Raw genomic sequence first — 17,333 nt, 5'->3', positions numbered from 1 at the left:
TTTTGTTTTTCAGGCAATCGCTTAGAAAGAGTAACCTACTGAGAAACCCAATACACGGTTTGATAATTTTGCGTCACCTGCTCTAGAATCTTTCGGAATTAAATTCGAAAAGCCTAAACCATAGTTGGCACCAACCAAGAAACCAGAGGTTGTACGGTAAGCCAAGCCAAAGTTTGCACCAAATTCTGTCGAACTGTAATTTTTATCAGTTGCCGAGCCAAAGGATAAATCATCATCGCTTGATGATGTAGAAGTGCTTGTGGTATTTGCTGTGTTATTACGTGTTGTAATTGTTGATTCCAGTTTGTTTTTACCAGAAATGTTAAATCCTACATATGGACCAGCAGAAATTTGAATCGCACCAGCATCACCTGTAGGAATTCTAAATACGGCATTCACCGGAACTTCAATTGTCATTAAACTTGTTTTGTTTGTAGCAACTGTGGTAGTTGTGGTATTGCCAACTGTTATCGCATTGGTTGATTCGAATTTTGCTCCTTTATTCTGCAACGAAACGCCTGGCTGAATAAAGAAATTATTTCCGACACCAAAATCGGCAAAAGCTGTAACGTTAAAACCAACGTTATCTTTTACGTTGTTGTTAAAGTCCGAACTTCCATTAGTACCGCTTGAATGAAATCTGGCAAGGTTTACACCCGCTTTCAGTCCAAATCTGGCATCACTTCCCGTCATTGTTGTTGTTTGTGCAAAAGCACCTGTGGATAATAATAGTGCAGTAGCACCGATTAGTAACTTTTTCATAATAATATTTTTCTTTAGGTAAAGAATCTTGTTTAAAAATGCCGAGCTAACCCGGCGTTAATTGCAAGCATGTTTCCAAAAGCTGTGCCAAAGTATTATTTGTGTTACAACCCAAAGCGTTAAGCAACTGATTAACAGCTCTTTTTTATGCGATTTTCAGTATTAAAACCAAAACTTCAGCTAGCAGGTATTTGATGTTAAAGTTGTATAGATAAAAGGAAAAAAAGAAAATATTGGTCTTTTTTGATACCAATGAAAATTAAATTTTAAGTTTTCTGTGGTTTCTTCTTCGCAGCAGGGAACAATACGTTGTTTAAGATTAATCTATATCCCGGTGAATTTGGGTGGAGATTTAAATCTTTAGTCTTAATAAACTAATTTTTTAGTCTGATTTAAAAATTATTCGCCTCACTATAAGCTAAATACAATTATTTTCAAAACCCAATTCACGGAAACCGCTGTTTCAATTGGCTTATATATAAACAGCTAATATTAACCTTTAAAACTAAATTAATGAACGCTATTTTTTATCGCCTTTCAATTTTATTGATTATTTCAATAGTTTATTTTTCTTGCAGAACAGATCATTTATTATCGCCAAATATTGATAATCCACTTGATGAAGTAATTCTTTCAAAGGCAAAAACTTGGTATAGAGAAAGCAGTTCTATGCCTGCATCAGATAATCCAAACGATATTAATTTGAAAGAATACATACCTGATTGGGACAATTTTAAAATTAGTCACAATTCTGTAGGTGCTAAAGTGATAACAATTCCATTAAATAAAGTAAAAAGTACCAGTAAGGTTATTGCTTATTATTCCGAAATAGGTTTGGTACTAAACAAAGCTGGTGTAGCTTGTGGTATGATAAAAGAATATGTAGGAAACCCATATGCTGGGGAAACAAGGTTAAATTTATATTCAAAAGACGGGCATTTATTTGATCAAGGTTTATATGATTCTACAACACGCACCTTTATCTCAGCCGTTAAAAGACGTAGTAATACGCCAAACAGCCAATAAAAAAATTGATCACTAGATTTTCCCAAATCAAATGCCTAGATAAAAATTATTTGCCTCACTATTAGCTAAATACAATTATTTTCAAAACCCAATTCACGGAAACCGCTGTTTCAATTGGCTTATATATAAACAAACTAATATTAACCTTTAAACCTAAATTAATGAACTCTATTTTTTATCGCCTATCAATTTTATTGATATTGCTAAGCACAGTTATTTACTTTTCTTGCCGAAAAGAGAACCTGCCAACACAACCTAACGAACTAAAACTTACCAACCCATTAGCAATAAAGGCACAGGAATGGTTTAAAGAGAATAGTGCCTTGCCAGCATCTACAAATAAACGTGACATTAATGTTAGAGATTACACTCCAGATTGGAACCACTATAAGATAGATACCAATTCAAAAGGAGTTGATGTTATTACAGTGCCATTAAATAATAAACCAGCTCGTAACAAAGTAGCAGCATACTATACTGAAATAGGGGTTGTTTTAAATAAAGATGGCATAGCTTTGGGAATGGTTAAGGAATATGTAGGAAACCCATATGTTGGGGAAACAACTTTAAAATTATATACAGGTAGTGGCCGTTTATTTGCCGTTGGATTATACAATGCTAACACAAAAAAGTTTACACCAGTAATGGCAGAGAGCGGATCTCGTGGTGTGGTCAATGGAGGTGGTAATCCACATGATCGTTTAATGAGCGTGCCCAATACGTATATGGTTGGGGATCCTGAGTCTGGTGGAGGTATTCCATTGGGAGAAGTTACGATAAAACCTAATCCAACAATTCCTACTGGTAATGTTGGAGATCTTCCAACACCTCCAGGTGGAAACGGAGTGCCAAGTAATCCCATAACACCGGCTGTTATACTAAACCGTTTAGTTGCTAAACTAAATATTACAAATACAAATCAACTCGCATACTTAACAGCACATCCAGAAGTTGTAGAGGCCTTAGATCAGTATTTAATAAATAATCAGAATTCTCAAGAAAGTATAGATTTTGGTAAATGGGCTGTTGGATATTTAACTGCGAATCCTGATTTTAATACCTTGAAAACGGGATGGCTAGAAAAATTATTGTTAATTAAATCATTAGATATAACTACTTACCAATTTACATCTTTATCGGATAAAAATTCGATGTATAGTGCCATAGTCGATATTCTTAATGAAGAAGATAATAATACAGAAGAAAATGAAATTGTAGCCGAAGCAGTTTTCGAATATATGAATGTATCTAATTACTCTTCAAATTATAGTGTAAAAATGACTAGGCTTAAGCAACACACAAAAAATGCAATTACTAAAAGTATTATAGCTACAGCAAAGGTTGCACGGAAATTATATTTGGTACTTAACCGGTTAGCTGAAAATAATCCTGGTACAATAAATAATATTAATACTTACTTTCTAGATCCACTTAGAAGTGAAGTTAATAGTACTGTTAATTTTAACCCACAAAGTATGAATTGGGGCGATTTATTTACCATTTGGGTTTTTGAGTTGGGAAGCTTCCCTTCGGCAAACGGTGTGCCAACCATTAATATTATTACTGGCGCAAATCTTATTACAGGTATTAGTATTTCAAACCCGAGTACAAATGCTTTTAAGAATTTGTCAACAATAGTTACATTAAGGGAGCGAAATAGAATCCTCTTGCAAAATAGCATAAAAAATGTTGGAGGACAAGATTCTTTATATTATCGTTATGATGTACCAGAATATTATAATTCATTGGTAGAAAGAAGTACAGCAAATATTTTCTTAGGCTCATTCAACACTAGGATAACTATTTTGGCTAAGGGTTCAAATTCCGCTACAATCCTTTTCTTATCAGAAAATGTCTCTAGTTGGGAATCTGCAACCCGTTTTATTAAAACGGAAAGGGGGAATGTGGGTATTATAGATAACAAAGCAAGGGGAACTGGCTTACATTTGGGTGGAAATGTTGGTGAAAAATTTACTTGGACAGAAACTATAACATGGTAATCATGAAAAATAAATATTTGATTGTAATAATGGGTGTATTTTTCGCTCTGTTTTTTACAAGCTGCCACGATATTTTGACCAACCTCGATAATGAGACCGAAATGGTTACTGATTCTTTGAGCTACAAGGAGTTAATCGGTACCTATACTTTTGTGCCAAAAGATTATCAAGCAAAAATACTTCATATTGAAACAAAGGATACCATTATACTTAAAATAACAAGCGATTCATTACATACTACAAAATCTGGAGGTTATAGCGGTAAGTATGAAATTAACAGAATGATTTTAGTTAAACACATTAATTATACATTGCCTTATAAAAATGATTGGTACCTCGATTTTTTAAAAGAAAAAAACATATTAATTCCAAATATTCTAAATTTTAATCAAAATATCAAAAATTTTAGCAATATAAGTTACGAGATTAGAAAGGATACTAGTGGCGTTTTGCATATTATAGGCGTTACTGGAGATGAAGGAGGCGAATATAATGAAGCATTTGAGGTCTTTAATTTTAAAAAGACAAAATAGCTCATTAATATAAGTTGGCACATACGTTCATGTTGTGCCAACTTTGAAAGTTATTGCATAGAAACTATAACATGGTAAACATAAATATTTAATTGTAATAATTGTTGGGTTTTTCACTCTGTTTTTTAAAAGCTGTCACGATATTTTGACCAACCTTGATAATGAGACCGAAATGGTTACAGATTCTTTGAGTTATAATGAATTTAATAAAATGGTCCTAGTTAAAGACATCAAGAATGTATTGGAATATAGAAATGATTGGTATTTTGATTTTTTAGGGAATAACAAGGGTATAGTTCAAACTCAAACCAAATCCGTTTTTATCAAAGTTTTCTTAATGGCTCTAATATTACTTTCCAAATAAGGCGTGATACAGATAGCATATTACATATTATCGGAATTACAATTGATGAAAATGAGCTCGATAAAGAACCATTTGAGGTTTTTGATTTTAAAAAAGTAAAATAATCTCTAATACCATTTGAGAGGTCATCGACCTCTCAATTTATTTAATTTTATGTTAAAATCATCAAGCGTTATTTCTGTTTTATGCGTAGCAATCTTTAGCTCTTGCCAAAACCTTTCAGCTAATATTGAAAAGGATAAGGTTAAACTTAAGGATTCATTATTCAAAATGTACAGTAACAAGGCCGATTCTGTAAAACGTGAGGCCGTACTGTTTTTAATTGATAATATGGATGAAACCCAAACGGTAACCTATCCATACTTTTTTAATAAAAACACCAATAAACAAGTAAATTTTAACCTGCTCGAAATAGCTGGAGAAAATGATTTTAAAGCTGAACTTAAAAAACGAAATATTGCTTATAAAGATACTACAGTTAATGATGCTCAAATATTAACAGCTAAGTATTTGGCAGGTTGCATTGATAAAGCATATGCCGATTGGAAGAATTATCCCTGGAACAGGCATGTTTCAAAAGAAATGTTTTTTAATTATTTATTGCCATATAAGGTATACAATGATAAACCGAGCCAATGGAGAGATTTGTTAGCCAGGCAGTACTATTTGGATCTCTTGCCGCTCGATGGACAGCGAAGAAACTCTACATCGGAGAATGTTATAGATAAAATTCCTTACTTCCACCCACTACAACCAGATCCGTTACTAACTTTTAATGAAAATAGCTTTAAAATATCTAAAAGTAACCATTTTGATGAAATGATGGCAATAAGAGTAGGTGATTGCTTGACTGGAAATTTAATGAATATTTATCGTCTAAGAGCAATGGGCATACCCGCAACGATGGATTTAATTCCACTTTGGGGTAAACTAAATGCTAGCCATTCTGAAACAGTATATGAAAATTCGAGCGGAAAAATGGTTGCATTAAATACAACTGCCAAAAATTTACAGCAAACGGCTAAAGTAATTCGATATACCTATAAAAACCAAAAAACCTGGAGCGATACCATTAGTAAGTTATTGCTAAACCCTAAAGAATTCGGATTAAAATATTTGATGAATAATCATTGGATTGATGTAACATCATCTTATAACCAGGTTGGGGATATTAATTATAAAATAAAGGAGTTTTACCCTGATGGCTATGCCTATATATGTGTTTTCAATTACGGGAATTGGGCACCTGTTTTTTGGGGTAAAAAAAACAAAGATGAAGTGGTTTTTAAAAATATGGGAACCGATATCTTTTATCGAATTGCTATACCTTTTGCCGGCCAAATGAAATTTGTGAGTGAGCCGTTTTTATTTACTAGAGATAAAAAAATTAAATTTTATCATAATAACAAACAAACCTATCCTAAATTAAACCTTTACAAAGTAAATACTGGAACAGCATCTTTCGTAGAAATTGATGGCATTTACACATTATCATATTGGGATGAAACAAATAATTGGAGAATTGTTGCAACTAAAAAAGCACAAGCACTTTCTATCGATTTAAACAGTCCAGAGGTAAAAGAAAAAATTAAGTCATATAAAATTACTGGTTTTTCGGACGCAGCTATTAACGATTTAATAAAAAACGACTTAGAACTTAAAAAAGGTATTGAATTTAATAATGTGCCAAAAAATGCTTTATTAAAACTCCAAAAAAGCGATGATACAAAAGGTTTGGCTCGGATATTTTTAATTGATGGTTTAACCCATAAGCAAATATGGTATTAACTAAGGTTATAAGGCAACTACCCACTAGTTTGGCTTTAATATTAATTAGTATTAGTAGTTTTTGCTGGTCGTTTTATAACCTAGAGAATAGTAGTTTTTACCCGCTTTTTTTTAATGCTACTACTTTAGTGGTAAGTACTATAGTTTTAGTTTTTGCAAGTGTAAAAAAAATCCCATTTCAATATCACAAAATAGATGTTTTGGTTTTTATTTATCTCATTTACAATATTATTTCTACTTGTTTTAACGGTTGCTATAATGTGCAATATCATCAGTATGATGTTTACAATTATATTTGTTATTTATGGATATATTTTGTTGCTCGAGTTTTAATACCAAACTTCTTATCCATTAACCATGCCATAACCATACTCTTGGCAATTGCTTTGGTAATTTGTAGGCAATTCATTACCCATAAAAATATCCTGATTATAAATTCAGGCTTATTGGCAGGCTATTTATGTGCATTGCTTCCATTATCCATTATTTTGTTTAAACGTAAAAACTACATACGGAATTTTATCATTTTATTAGGACTAATTTTAATGTTAGCTGCCATTCTAATGGCAGATTCTAGAACGGCAATTATTGCACTAATTAGCACAGCATTTCTTTATTTTGGAAGTAAGGTTAAATCGAAAAAGCGTATTTGGTTCGCTGGTTTCATGTTAATTTTAGTTTGTGGATTATCAATATTGCTTTACTTCAAGCGTCCAGAATCTTTTAATGGAAGGATACTGATTTGGAAAATTGCATTTTCTATTCCCAAAGGGAATAACTTTATATTCGGTAAAGGAATAGGATATATTGATAGACAGTTTAATAGACACCAGAAAAATTATTTTGAGAATAGCAATCGCAATTTAAGCGAACAACAATTGGCAGACGATACGCATGCTGTTTTTAATGAGCCCCTTAGAATCCTTATAGAAGCAGGATTAATTGGTTTAGTAATTTTATCATATTTATTGTTTTGTGTTTATAGAACAGGTCTGATAAATCTGATAAATGATAATAAAGCTCAGGTCTTTTTGAAATTATCGATATCCTCCATACTTATTTTTGGCTTATGCTCCTATCCATTTCAATCTTACAGCATAAGCAGTTTGTTTTATATCCTATTAGCCATTTTTGCAGGTTTAGATAAAAAAGATAGTAAGGTTTTGCCCCCTAGATTCGGACTTTATGTTTTGCTCTTTATTTGTTCGAGTTACTTTCTGTTTATTGTAAGTAAAACTATTTATGCCACAAAGGAATGGGTTAATGCCAAACAATTAAACTGGCAATATAATGAAGCCAAAGCTTGGAATATCTATAATAATCAGAATAATGTGCTGCGGTATAATGGTAATTTTTTGGCAGATTACGGACAGAAACTGAATATATCCGGATACCATAAAGAAGCTGAGTTTGTGTTGAGTAATGCATTGGTTCAACATTATTCTGTTGCTAATCTTCTAAATGCTGGATATAATGAAGAACTAATGTTAAATTTTAGGAAAGCAGAGCAATTCTATTTAAATGCAAGCTGTACAATGCCGAAGATGATTTCGCCTAGATTTTATCTATTTAACCTCTATGTTAAAAATGGGCTAACTAAAAAGGCTATTGAACAGGGTTTAATAATTTTAAGTACACCAATTAAAGTACCTTCAAAAGAGGTGGATGAAATGCGTAATACCGTAGCAAAATACTTAATTGATAACGACTGATTAAGTTTTCTGCGGTTTCTTCTTCGCGGCAGGGAACAATACGTTGTTTAAGATTAATCTATATCCCGGTGAATTTGGGTGGAGATTTAAATCTGTCGGTGGATCGCCAACAGCATGCTGATAATCTTCAGGGTCGTGGCCACCATAAAATGTAAACTGCCCTTTACCAATTTCTCCATGTAAATATCTTACTTCCGATGCACCCTTGTTTTCTCCTAAAACCGTAACGCTGGTTTTAACAAGATTCTTTTTAAAAGCGGTAGTTTGCCCCATAAAGCCCTTAATTACTTTGTCATGATTTTGGGTTAGCATTGTTGGAACAAGATCCCATTTGGCAGAAAAATCGAACAATGTAAAGTAATCATTAGTTTGGTTTAAGGTTCTGTAAGAAGTAACATCAATATCCGAAAACTCGTAATTCATCGGGTTGTTATCTAATTTAAAATTTTGAAAGGCTAGTGTTTTATTAAAATCCAATTTGGATTGAGCATTTGGATCGGCACCATCACCATCAAACATACTTGCGCAAATATCTACACCTTCTGCAGCCAAAGCAATATCAAAACTATCTGTTCCAGAACACATTGCAAAAAGGAAACCCCCACCTGCACAGTACTCCTTAATGTGTTTGGCAACCGCCAGTTTCATTTCGGAAACTTTTTTGTAACCCATTTTTTTGGCTAGTGCTTCCTGGTTTTTAACATCCTCCTGATACCAGGTTGCATATCTAAAAGAGGACCAAAAGCGTCCATACTGACCCGTAAAATCTTCATGGTGAAGGTGTAGCCAGTCATATTTGCTCAGCTTGTCCTGCAAAATATCATCATCGTAAATAACTTCGTATGGAATCTCGGCATAGGTTAAAACGAGTGTAACGGCGTCATCCCAGGGTAATTTACTTTTTGGTGAATAAACTGCAATTTTTGGCGTTTTTTCCAGCTTAACCATCTCCATATTTACAGATGGATCACTAATTTCATTTAAAAGATTGGTTACCTTTCCATCGGCCAAAACCTCATAAGAAACCCCACGTATTTTACATTCATCCTCAACGGTTTTGTTGTATTTAATTAGAAAACTTCCTCCGCGATAGTTTAAAAGCCAGTCTACCTCCACTTGCTTACTAATTGTCCAATAGGCTATTCCGTAAGCTTTTAAATGGTTTTTCTGATCTTCATCCATATAAATTAATAGAGAGGATGCTCTAAGACCTATACTGGATAAGAGGCAAATTAGTAAGATATAATATTTTTTTGTCAAAACCTTTGTTGCTTAAAATACTAAAATACCGCATTTAAATTGGTTAGAAAAATTTTATGGTGTTATAAGTTACACAATTTTGTTATTTTTGCCCTCTACTTAAAAAAACGCTTTGTTTATTAAGTTGGATAAAAACGATAATTAGTACCAAAATTGATATGAGTAAAGCAATAATAAAAACCGAAAAAGGCGAAATGACCGTTGAATTTTATGAAAACGATGCGCCAAAAGCAGTTGCAAACTTTAAAAAATTAGCTTCAGAAGGCTTTTACGACGGTGTAACATTTCACCGTGTAATTCCTAACTTTATGGTTCAAAGCGGATGCCCAAATTCAAAAGACGGTGCATCGGGTATGCCAGGTACTGGTGGTCCGGGTTACAAAATTGATTGTGAGTTAGATGGTGAAAACCAATACCACGATCGTGGCGTGTTATCAATGGCTCATGCTGGCCGTAACACTGGTGGATCGCAATTTTTCATTTGCCACAGCAGAACGAATACTGCACATTTAGATCGTAACCATACTTGTTTTGGTAAAGTAATCGAAAATGTAGATTTAGTTGACGATATTCGTCAAGGCGATAAAATCGTTGGCATTGAAGTTTTAGAAGATTAAAAACAATAGATGTGAGATGTGAGCAATTAGAATTGAGATTTGGTTCTCTAATTTAAATCTCCTTCTCATTAATAATTAGACAATAGGTTTGAGTATTTGATTTGAGCGATTTCGCACATCTCAGGTCTCATATCTCATATCTCAAAAAAAATATGAATTTAAGAGGAATTGTTGCCGTTTCTGGCAGACCTGGTTTATTTAAACTGGTTGGGCAAAATAAAGTTGGTTACATATTAGAAGGTCTTGATGCTCAAAAGCTTAAGGTGGTTGCTAATATTACCAATACAAAACTTGCTTCGCTTGAGGATATTACAGTTTATGGCGAAGATGAGGAAATTAAATTGGTTGATATTTTTACCAAAATTTCTGAAAAAGGCAGCACGCCTGATTTAAAAGGCGATTTGCGTGCATATTTTCTTGAAGTGGCTCCTGGTCACGATCAAGAAAAAGTTTATGCTTCTGATATGAAAAAAATTATCACCTGGTATAACATCATCAAAGATTTGCCATTGTTTACGGAAGAAACTCCTGAAACGCCAGGTAGTGCCGCAGAGGTAAAATTATCAGAAGAGAAAGCTGCTTCAGATAAAAAACAAAAAGCAACGGCTTCGAAAGGATCTGCTAGTGCTAAAGCATCAACTAAAACATCAGCGCCTGCTAAAAAAGCAAGTATGACAAGTAAGAAAGGCGTTTAAGCTTATCTTAAAATAGAATTGAAAGCACCATGCATTTTGTATGGTGCTTTTTTTGTAAAATTAATCCAAAAAATACCAAAGCAAGGCAACAATTACAAGAGAAGCCAAAATGCTAATCCACAGGTATTTATTGTTTCCACTTTGGTTACTTTTATAACGATATTCCCTTTTATATTTATCTAATAGCATAATTTTTTTTAATATATGATGATTTTAAATCTTGTTTTCCATATCAATTTTTAGGCATGATGATAGGGTTCACCTTTTAAAATACTAAATCCTCGGTATAACTGCTCTACAAAAAATAACCTGATCATTTGATGCGAGAAAGTCATGTCAGATAAAGATATTAGTCCATTAGCTCTTTTGTAAATGGTCTCATCAAAACCATAAGGTCCGCCAATTATAAAGATTAAATGTTGCACACTGCCAACCATTTGTTTATTTAAGTAGGATGAAAATTCTACCGAAGAGTATTTTTTCCCTTTTTCATCCAACAAAATAACAACATCGCCATTATTAATTTGTTTGTGTAACAGCTCAGCCTCCTTGGATTTTTGTTGAGCCTCGCTTAAATTTTTTACATTCTTAACATCAGGTATCGCTAAAAAACCAAAGTTGATGTAATGCTTTAAGCGATTGATGTATTTTTCAATGCCCTCAATTAAATATTTGTCTTCTGTTTTACCAATGGCAATCAGCGTAATCTTCATCTAATATTTCCCTATCTTTATAATTTTAGAGATTCAAATATAATGTTAAAAACACAAGCGCAAATACTATTAAATTACAACCAGAAAATTATTAACGTTACCGAACAGATTTCTAAAACAAAAAAACTAATCGATCAACTCTCGTTTTTGAGGATAGGATTGTTTTTAGCTGAGATTTTATTGTTTGTGCTTTTGGTTAGATCAGAAAATGATGGATGGTGCTTATTAATCCAGTTTTTATTAATGGTGCCTGTATTACTTTTTGTGTTAATTGTGCGCAAACAAAGTAAACTGGATCGTGAAGTTGAATATCAAAAACAACTGCTTTGGGTTTATCAAAACGAATCGAATATTTTAAATGGATTGGAAAATGGTTACGATAATGGTCAAGCTTTCGAATCCGAACTTCATCCCTATACTTCAGATTTAGATGTTTTTGGCCGATCTTCTCTCTTTGCACTTCTAAATCGCACAAGTACCAAAAACGGAACCGATTTATTAGCAGCAAGACTATCCTCAAAAACATCTAGAGATCAAATTCTAACCAGACAAGAGGCTGTAGAGGAAATGGTTTCTAAAATTGAAGAAACATTTAAGTTCAGAGCACATTTACAAGGTGGAGATGTAATCAAAATAGAATCCATTACACAACAACTAAAAAGTTTATTGGGCAAACAGCTGGAATTTACCCATCAAAAATTTTTTAGATTCTATGTGGCTTTGGTTCCTTATCTATCTATAGTTCTAATTCTGGGCTCAATATTTATCGGCGGAATCTTCATTAAGTTTTTGGTTTTAATGGCTGTTATTCATACAGGCTGGAATGTTTTGCTCAATCAAAAAGTGAATAAAGTTTTTTATTCCTTTAGCGGGGGCTCCGGTTTATTAAATAATTATTCCTCAGCAATACTTTGGACAGAAACTCAACAGTGGAAAAGTCCCTACATCTTGAACCTTTTGGATTCTAAAATTCCAGTTAGTAAAGAGATTAAAAACCTATCCAAAATTATTCAGAATTTTGATGCCCGTTTAAATCTGCTTGTTGGTGGAATTTTAAATGGCATTTTACTCTGGGATTTTAGATGTTGCATCAGTTTGGATCGTTGGTATCAGTCTTCCTCACAGGATGTAATTTCGGCACTTAATCATTTTGGAGATTTTGAAGAATTAATTTCACTGGCTACCACAACTTACAATCAGCCAAACTGGGTTTTTCCTAATGTTGAATCTGCATTTACCTTAAAAACAAAAAGTATTGGTCATCCACTTATTGCGAATAAAGTTAGGGTTAATAATGATTTCTCTGTGGAAGCCAATTCAACAGTCGATATTATTACAGGCTCGAATATGGCAGGAAAAAGCACTTTTTTAAGAACCTTGGGTATTAATATGATTTTAGCTTATGTAGGTGCTCCCGTTTGTGCAGAAGAAATGTCGTTATCGGTTTTTTCCATTAATACTTATATGAGAATTAAGGATTCGTTAAATGAAAGTACTTCTACTTTTAAGGCAGAGCTGAATCGACTGAAAATGATTTTGGATAACGTGGTTCAGGATAAGGATACTTTTGTTTTAATTGACGAGATGTTGCGGGGTACAAATAGCCGTGATAAATATTTGGGATCGAAGGTTTTTATAGAAAAATTAATTGCCGAAAAAACACCTGCACTTTTTGCAACACATGATTTACAGCTTGCAGATTTAAAAGAAGATCATCCTACAGCGGTTCGGAATTTTCATTTCGATATTCAAATAACAGAGGGAGAAATGCGGTTTGATTATAAACTTAAACATGGGCCATGCACAACATTTAATGCCTCAATTTTACTTAAAGAAATCGGTTTAAGTTTAGATTAATCTATCGAAGCAGCGTAACAGAGCCTGAATATCTAACGCTATCATTTTTTAAATTGGTACCTAAAATTACATAATAGTACACGCCAGTTGGTAAATCGTTGTTCTTAAAAGTTCCTTTCCAATTGTCGAAAATGCTGGTTGCAAAGAAAACCTGATCGCCATAACGATTGTAAATTTGGATTCGATATTTTTTTAAATTGGTTATTCCGATTACGAATTCATCGTTAACACCATCGCCATTTGGTGAAAATGCATTAGGCGCAAACACCGATGCACTTTGTTTAATCACCAAATTGCCTTTGGTAACCGAAGTTGAGCATCCATTTTTAGAAAAGGCTGTTAAGGTTATTTTAAAAGTTCCTTCGCTTTCATAAATATGTGTTGCATTGGCAGCACTCGAGGTATAACCATCACCAAAATCCCATTGATAATAGTCGGCATATAAAGATGTATTGGTGAAAATCATAGGTACGGGTGCCGAAAATTTAATATCGAAAGTGGGCTCGGTATAAAAGCCAGCCACTGGGATTTTTGCTATTGGTGGAATAACAAGCGTAGCAGGCTCACTTTCGCAAGAGCCAGATTTTAAGGTTAACTTATATGTTCCTCCTTTATTTAAATTATTTACCGGGATTTCTACTGCACTTGTTGTCGCAGTGAAATTATCTGGTCCGGTCCATAAATATGTAACATTGTCCTGCTCCGCAACAGAAAGTTTTATAATGTCGTTGAGACAAAATGCTGGCTGGTTTACAGTAATCGTAGGCTTATCAGGTTTAAGCTCTACCAGTAAATCCTGACTTATTGTTGATGAACATCCATTGTTTGTTTCTACGGTTAAAGTGATGGTTTTTAAACCAGCAGAATTAAATGTGAGTGCTCTGCTATCATTGGCCAAAGTAGAAGTTGTTTTAACATCAGGGCCGAAATTCCATGTAAGTTTGGTGTAGTTTTTTGAATTGTTAATAAAGGAAAAACTCTGATTGCTTTCGCATTTATTGTTGGTTTGGATTGCAAAAATGGCTTCTGGTTTGGCAACAACAGAAACTACATCAATAGCATTCTTTAGACTGATGCAATCTCCCACTTGTACGAAAAGTTTATAGGTTCCAATGTTTTCTGGTCCAGTAATTGGAATGACAGGATTTTGCAGTGTTGAGGTAAAGCCATTTGGCCCAGACCAATGATAGGTTGCCAGATTAACAAAATCAGTAGAAAGTTTCAAAACATCATCAATGCACAGATTAACTTTTGATGCCGTTATATTTGGCTTTTCTGGCGTTTTAGCCACAATAAAGGTTTGTGTGGTTACTACATTACAGCCATTGGTTGCTTTAGCTTCCAATACTACAACCTTTTCGCCGGGGGTACTATATGTAATGGTAAAAGGACCTTCAGTTGTTGCAGAGGCGATACTTGCTCCTTCTCCAAAAGACCATTTTAAGGATGCGTAGTTGGTTGAATTACTTTCAAATACATACGCCTGATTATCTGTGCATGGATTTAGCTTATCTACTTTAATGTTTGCTGTAGGTCCAGCCAAATCTGCTGTGCCGCCAAACTCTAATGTAAAGCCGTTGTTTCCGCTAGAAAAATTATCAATTAGTAAAGCATAGGTATGCCCGGCAATCAAATCAACATATTTTACAAATCCATTTTGGCCAGGAACGCATCCGCTTGCTTCACTCAAATCCGTTTCAGTTAAACTCAGTCCTGTTTTGTAATAAGTTGGCGTACAGGTAACACCACTTCCGCTGGCACATCGAATTGCGTTAGAACTATTTACATTACTACAATTTCCTCCAACACCTAAATCGTAAAAAACCCAATCGATATCGTTAGTTGTTACAGTTGGTGTAATTACGAAAGTAAAATCTCCACTTTTAGATGCCGTAAACATGTACCATGCAGAATTCGTTTCGGTGCCTAAGCAAGTTCCAGCAGTTTCGTTTCTATTTGAGCCTGGCCCGGTTACATTAAGCTGGGTAAAGGTTTCTTTGGTACATAATAAGGAGATTGTTCCGCAATCCTGACCTGGCTTGATGGTCGGGAAATAATTATCCAAGCATAATTTAAAAGTACCTGTGTTATCATTTGATGCGCTTACACGGATATAATAAATTTCTCCAAGGGTTAATCCACCCTTATAATAAGAAGTTACATTATTTGATGAGGAGGAGGACCCAATCATTTCACCAACGTTTTTTGAGATTGGATCATAAGAATAAAGGGCAACCAATGGAGCAATTAAGCTGTTGGAGCTGCTTGCATTAACTTTGCCGCTTACCGAAATGTTTACATCATACTTTGATGCCGTAAATTTAAACCATACATCCTTACCAACTGCTGACCAGCCCAATGAAGCTGGATAAGGACTTGATGTTGCTTCTAAATTGTTATAAGCGGCATCCTCACTACAAAATGCACTTGTGTTGGAAATGTTTATCGCATTTAAAATTTCATCATTTATGGGTGGGGCGTAACCGGCCTTTGCAATAAAGCAGGTAAGAAATAAAAAGAAGAGTATTAAGGAGAAACGCATAAAGTAAAACTATTAAAAATAGTTTTGATTTTTAGCAGTTTAAATTGTTAATGATTAGTTAATATTAAACTCGCAACTTGGCGAAACAATTATATGATCAAATCTACTGACTTTGGAACAGATTTTTTATGGGGTGTAGCAACTGCGGCGGCCCAAATAGAAGGTGCTTCTAATCAGTATGGTAAGGGGCAATCCATTTGGGATAACTTTTCTTCAAGGTCCGGGAAAATTAAGAAAGGCAATAAACTTAATGTAGCCTGCGATTTTTATCACAAGTATCAAGAAGATATTGCTCTAGTAAAATTGCTGGGCTTTAAGGTTTTTAGGTTTTCAATAGCCTGGTCTAGAATATTGCCTAACGGAACGGGAGAAATCAATCCCGAAGGAATTCGTTTCTATCATAATGTAATTGATGAATGCCTAAAAAATGATATTGTTCCTTACGTAACGCTTTACCATTGGGATTTGCCCCAGGCTTTAGAAAATGAGGGCGGATGGACAAGTTTTAGCATCAATTTCGCTTTCAATTCTTTTGTTAGAATTTGTGCAAATGAATATGGCGATAAGGTAAAGAACTGGATTGTTTTAAACGAGCCATTTGGTTTTACTTCCCTTGGATATATGTTGGGCATTCATGCGCCGGGAAAAACAGGATTAAGCAATTTCTTTTCTGCAGTATTGCACACCGCGCTGGCTCAGGCAGATGGAGCTAAAATTTTAAGAGCTGAAGTAAATCGGGCCAATATTGGAACCACATATTCCTGTTCGGAAATTATTCCCTTTACGCAAAGCGATAATGATATTTTAGCCGCCAAAAGGGTAGACTGTTTAATGAACAGACTTTTTATCGAGCCCGCCCAAGGCTTAGGTTTCCCAACAGCAGATTGGGATGTGCTCGAAAAATTTCAAATTGAATATGGCACTTGGCGACACAAGGAACGTTTAAAGTTTGATTTTGATTTTATCGGTCTGCAAAATTATTTTCCGTTAACGGTAAAGTACAATGCCTTTATCCCGGTAATTCAGGCTTGGGAGGTTAAAGCGAAAAGCAGAAAGAAACCGCATACCGCAATGGGCTGGGAAATAAACGCAAATGGTTTTTACAACATTATAAAACAGTTTGCAAGTTATCCAAATATTAAAAATATCGTTATAACAGAGAATGGCGCTGCTTATCATGATAAAGTTGTTAATAATAAGGTTGAGGATCAGGAACGTATAGAATACTTTAAACTTTATTTAGATGCATTGCTTAGAGCGAAAAATGAAGGTATAAATATTACAGGTTACATGGCTTGGACATTGATGGATAATTTTGAATGGGCCGAAGGATTTACCACACGTTTCGGTTTGGTTTATAATGATTTTAAAACGCAGCAGCGCACTATAAAAGATTCGGGATATTGGTGGCAAGAGTTTTTAAGACATTAATTTTGACGGTCATTAATAGAATTCATAAGTTTG

The 17,333-nt window shown here is 34.1% G+C and carries 14 protein-coding genes; 9 read left to right on the top strand and 5 right to left on the bottom strand.

The window, feature by feature from the left end; all coding sequences use genetic code 11:
- Window positions 1-21: 21 nt before the first annotated feature.
- A complete protein-coding gene (locus DF947_RS08285) occupies window positions 22-762 on the bottom strand; it encodes an outer membrane beta-barrel protein (RefSeq protein WP_109929261.1) in 741 nt (246 codons plus the stop codon).
- Window positions 763-1,275: 513 nt separating this feature from the next.
- On the opposite strand from DF947_RS08285, the gene DF947_RS08280 reads away from it, so the two are divergent.
- The 5 genes from DF947_RS08280 to DF947_RS08255 all read left to right on the top strand — a co-directional run bounded on the left by DF947_RS08280 (window position 1,276) and on the right by DF947_RS08255 (window position 8,185).
- Window positions 1,276-1,788: a hypothetical protein gene (locus DF947_RS08280; protein ID WP_109929260.1), complete on the top strand. Its 513-nt coding sequence runs from the start codon at window positions 1,276-1,278 to the stop codon at window positions 1,786-1,788.
- Between the two features lie 161 nt (window positions 1,789-1,949).
- Window positions 1,950-3,788 (top strand): hypothetical protein, encoded by a 1,839-nt coding sequence (locus DF947_RS08275; RefSeq protein WP_109929259.1) that lies wholly within the window; start codon window positions 1,950-1,952, stop codon window positions 3,786-3,788.
- Between the two features lie 2 nt (window positions 3,789-3,790).
- Entirely contained in the window at window positions 3,791-4,321 is a 531-nt protein-coding gene (locus DF947_RS08270) for a hypothetical protein (protein WP_146202888.1), read from the top strand.
- Window positions 4,322-4,838: 517 nt separating this feature from the next.
- A complete protein-coding gene (locus DF947_RS08260) occupies window positions 4,839-6,473 on the top strand; it encodes a hypothetical protein (protein WP_109929256.1) in 1,635 nt (544 codons plus the stop codon).
- Between the two features lie 128 nt (window positions 6,474-6,601).
- Window positions 6,602-8,185, top strand: coding sequence for an O-antigen ligase family protein (locus tag DF947_RS08255; protein ID WP_158526245.1), 1,584 nt, complete (start codon window positions 6,602-6,604; stop codon window positions 8,183-8,185).
- Here DF947_RS08255 and DF947_RS08250 read toward each other — a convergent pair whose 3' ends face one another.
- The gene (locus DF947_RS08250) at window positions 8,186-9,367 is read right to left on the bottom strand and encodes an asparagine synthetase B (protein ID WP_109929254.1); all 1,182 of its coding nucleotides are present in this window, start codon (window positions 9,365-9,367) and stop codon (window positions 8,186-8,188) included.
- 236 nt (window positions 9,368-9,603) lie between these two features.
- Here DF947_RS08250 and DF947_RS08245 point away from each other — a divergent pair, with 236 nt between their 5' ends.
- Together DF947_RS08245 and DF947_RS08240 are read left to right on the top strand one after the other, a co-directional pair.
- The gene (locus tag DF947_RS08245) at window positions 9,604-10,062 is read left to right on the top strand and encodes a peptidylprolyl isomerase (protein ID WP_109929253.1); all 459 of its coding nucleotides are present in this window, start codon (window positions 9,604-9,606) and stop codon (window positions 10,060-10,062) included.
- A 152-nt stretch (window positions 10,063-10,214) separates the two neighbouring features.
- Window positions 10,215-10,757, top strand: a complete 543-nt coding sequence (locus tag DF947_RS08240; RefSeq protein ID WP_109929252.1) for a DUF5606 family protein — start codon at window positions 10,215-10,217, stop codon at window positions 10,755-10,757.
- A 60-nt stretch (window positions 10,758-10,817) separates the two neighbouring features.
- Here DF947_RS08240 and DF947_RS22590 read toward each other — a convergent pair whose 3' ends face one another.
- Both DF947_RS22590 and rlmH read right to left on the bottom strand, forming a co-directional pair.
- A complete protein-coding gene (locus tag DF947_RS22590; protein WP_262510076.1) occupies window positions 10,818-10,946 on the bottom strand; it encodes a hypothetical protein in 129 nt (42 codons plus the stop codon).
- Between the two features lie 50 nt (window positions 10,947-10,996).
- On the bottom strand, window positions 10,997-11,470 hold the full coding sequence (gene rlmH / locus DF947_RS08235; protein ID WP_109929251.1) for a 23S rRNA (pseudouridine(1915)-N(3))-methyltransferase RlmH: 474 nt from the start codon (window positions 11,468-11,470) through the stop codon (window positions 10,997-10,999).
- A gap of 42 nt (window positions 11,471-11,512) precedes the next feature.
- Here rlmH and DF947_RS08230 point away from each other — a divergent pair, with 42 nt between their 5' ends.
- On the top strand, window positions 11,513-13,327 hold the full coding sequence (locus tag DF947_RS08230; protein WP_109929250.1) for a MutS-related protein: 1,815 nt from the start codon (window positions 11,513-11,515) through the stop codon (window positions 13,325-13,327).
- Window position 13,328: 1 nt separating this feature from the next.
- Here DF947_RS08230 and DF947_RS08225 read toward each other — a convergent pair whose 3' ends face one another.
- Entirely contained in the window at window positions 13,329-15,869 is a 2,541-nt protein-coding gene (locus tag DF947_RS08225) for a PKD domain-containing protein (protein ID WP_109929249.1), read from the bottom strand.
- Window positions 15,870-15,962: 93 nt separating this feature from the next.
- Between DF947_RS08225 and DF947_RS08220 the strand changes: the two genes are divergently transcribed.
- Window positions 15,963-17,300, top strand: a complete 1,338-nt coding sequence (locus DF947_RS08220; RefSeq protein WP_109929248.1) for a GH1 family beta-glucosidase — start codon at window positions 15,963-15,965, stop codon at window positions 17,298-17,300.
- Window positions 17,301-17,333: the final 33 nt, after the last annotated feature.

Origin of the sequence: Pedobacter paludis (assembly GCF_003173575.1) — a bacterium.
Lineage (GTDB): Bacteria > Bacteroidota > Bacteroidia > Sphingobacteriales > Sphingobacteriaceae > Pedobacter > Pedobacter paludis.
Note: the sequence above shows the minus strand (reverse complement) of the source record. Positions and strands in the feature narration are given on the sequence as shown.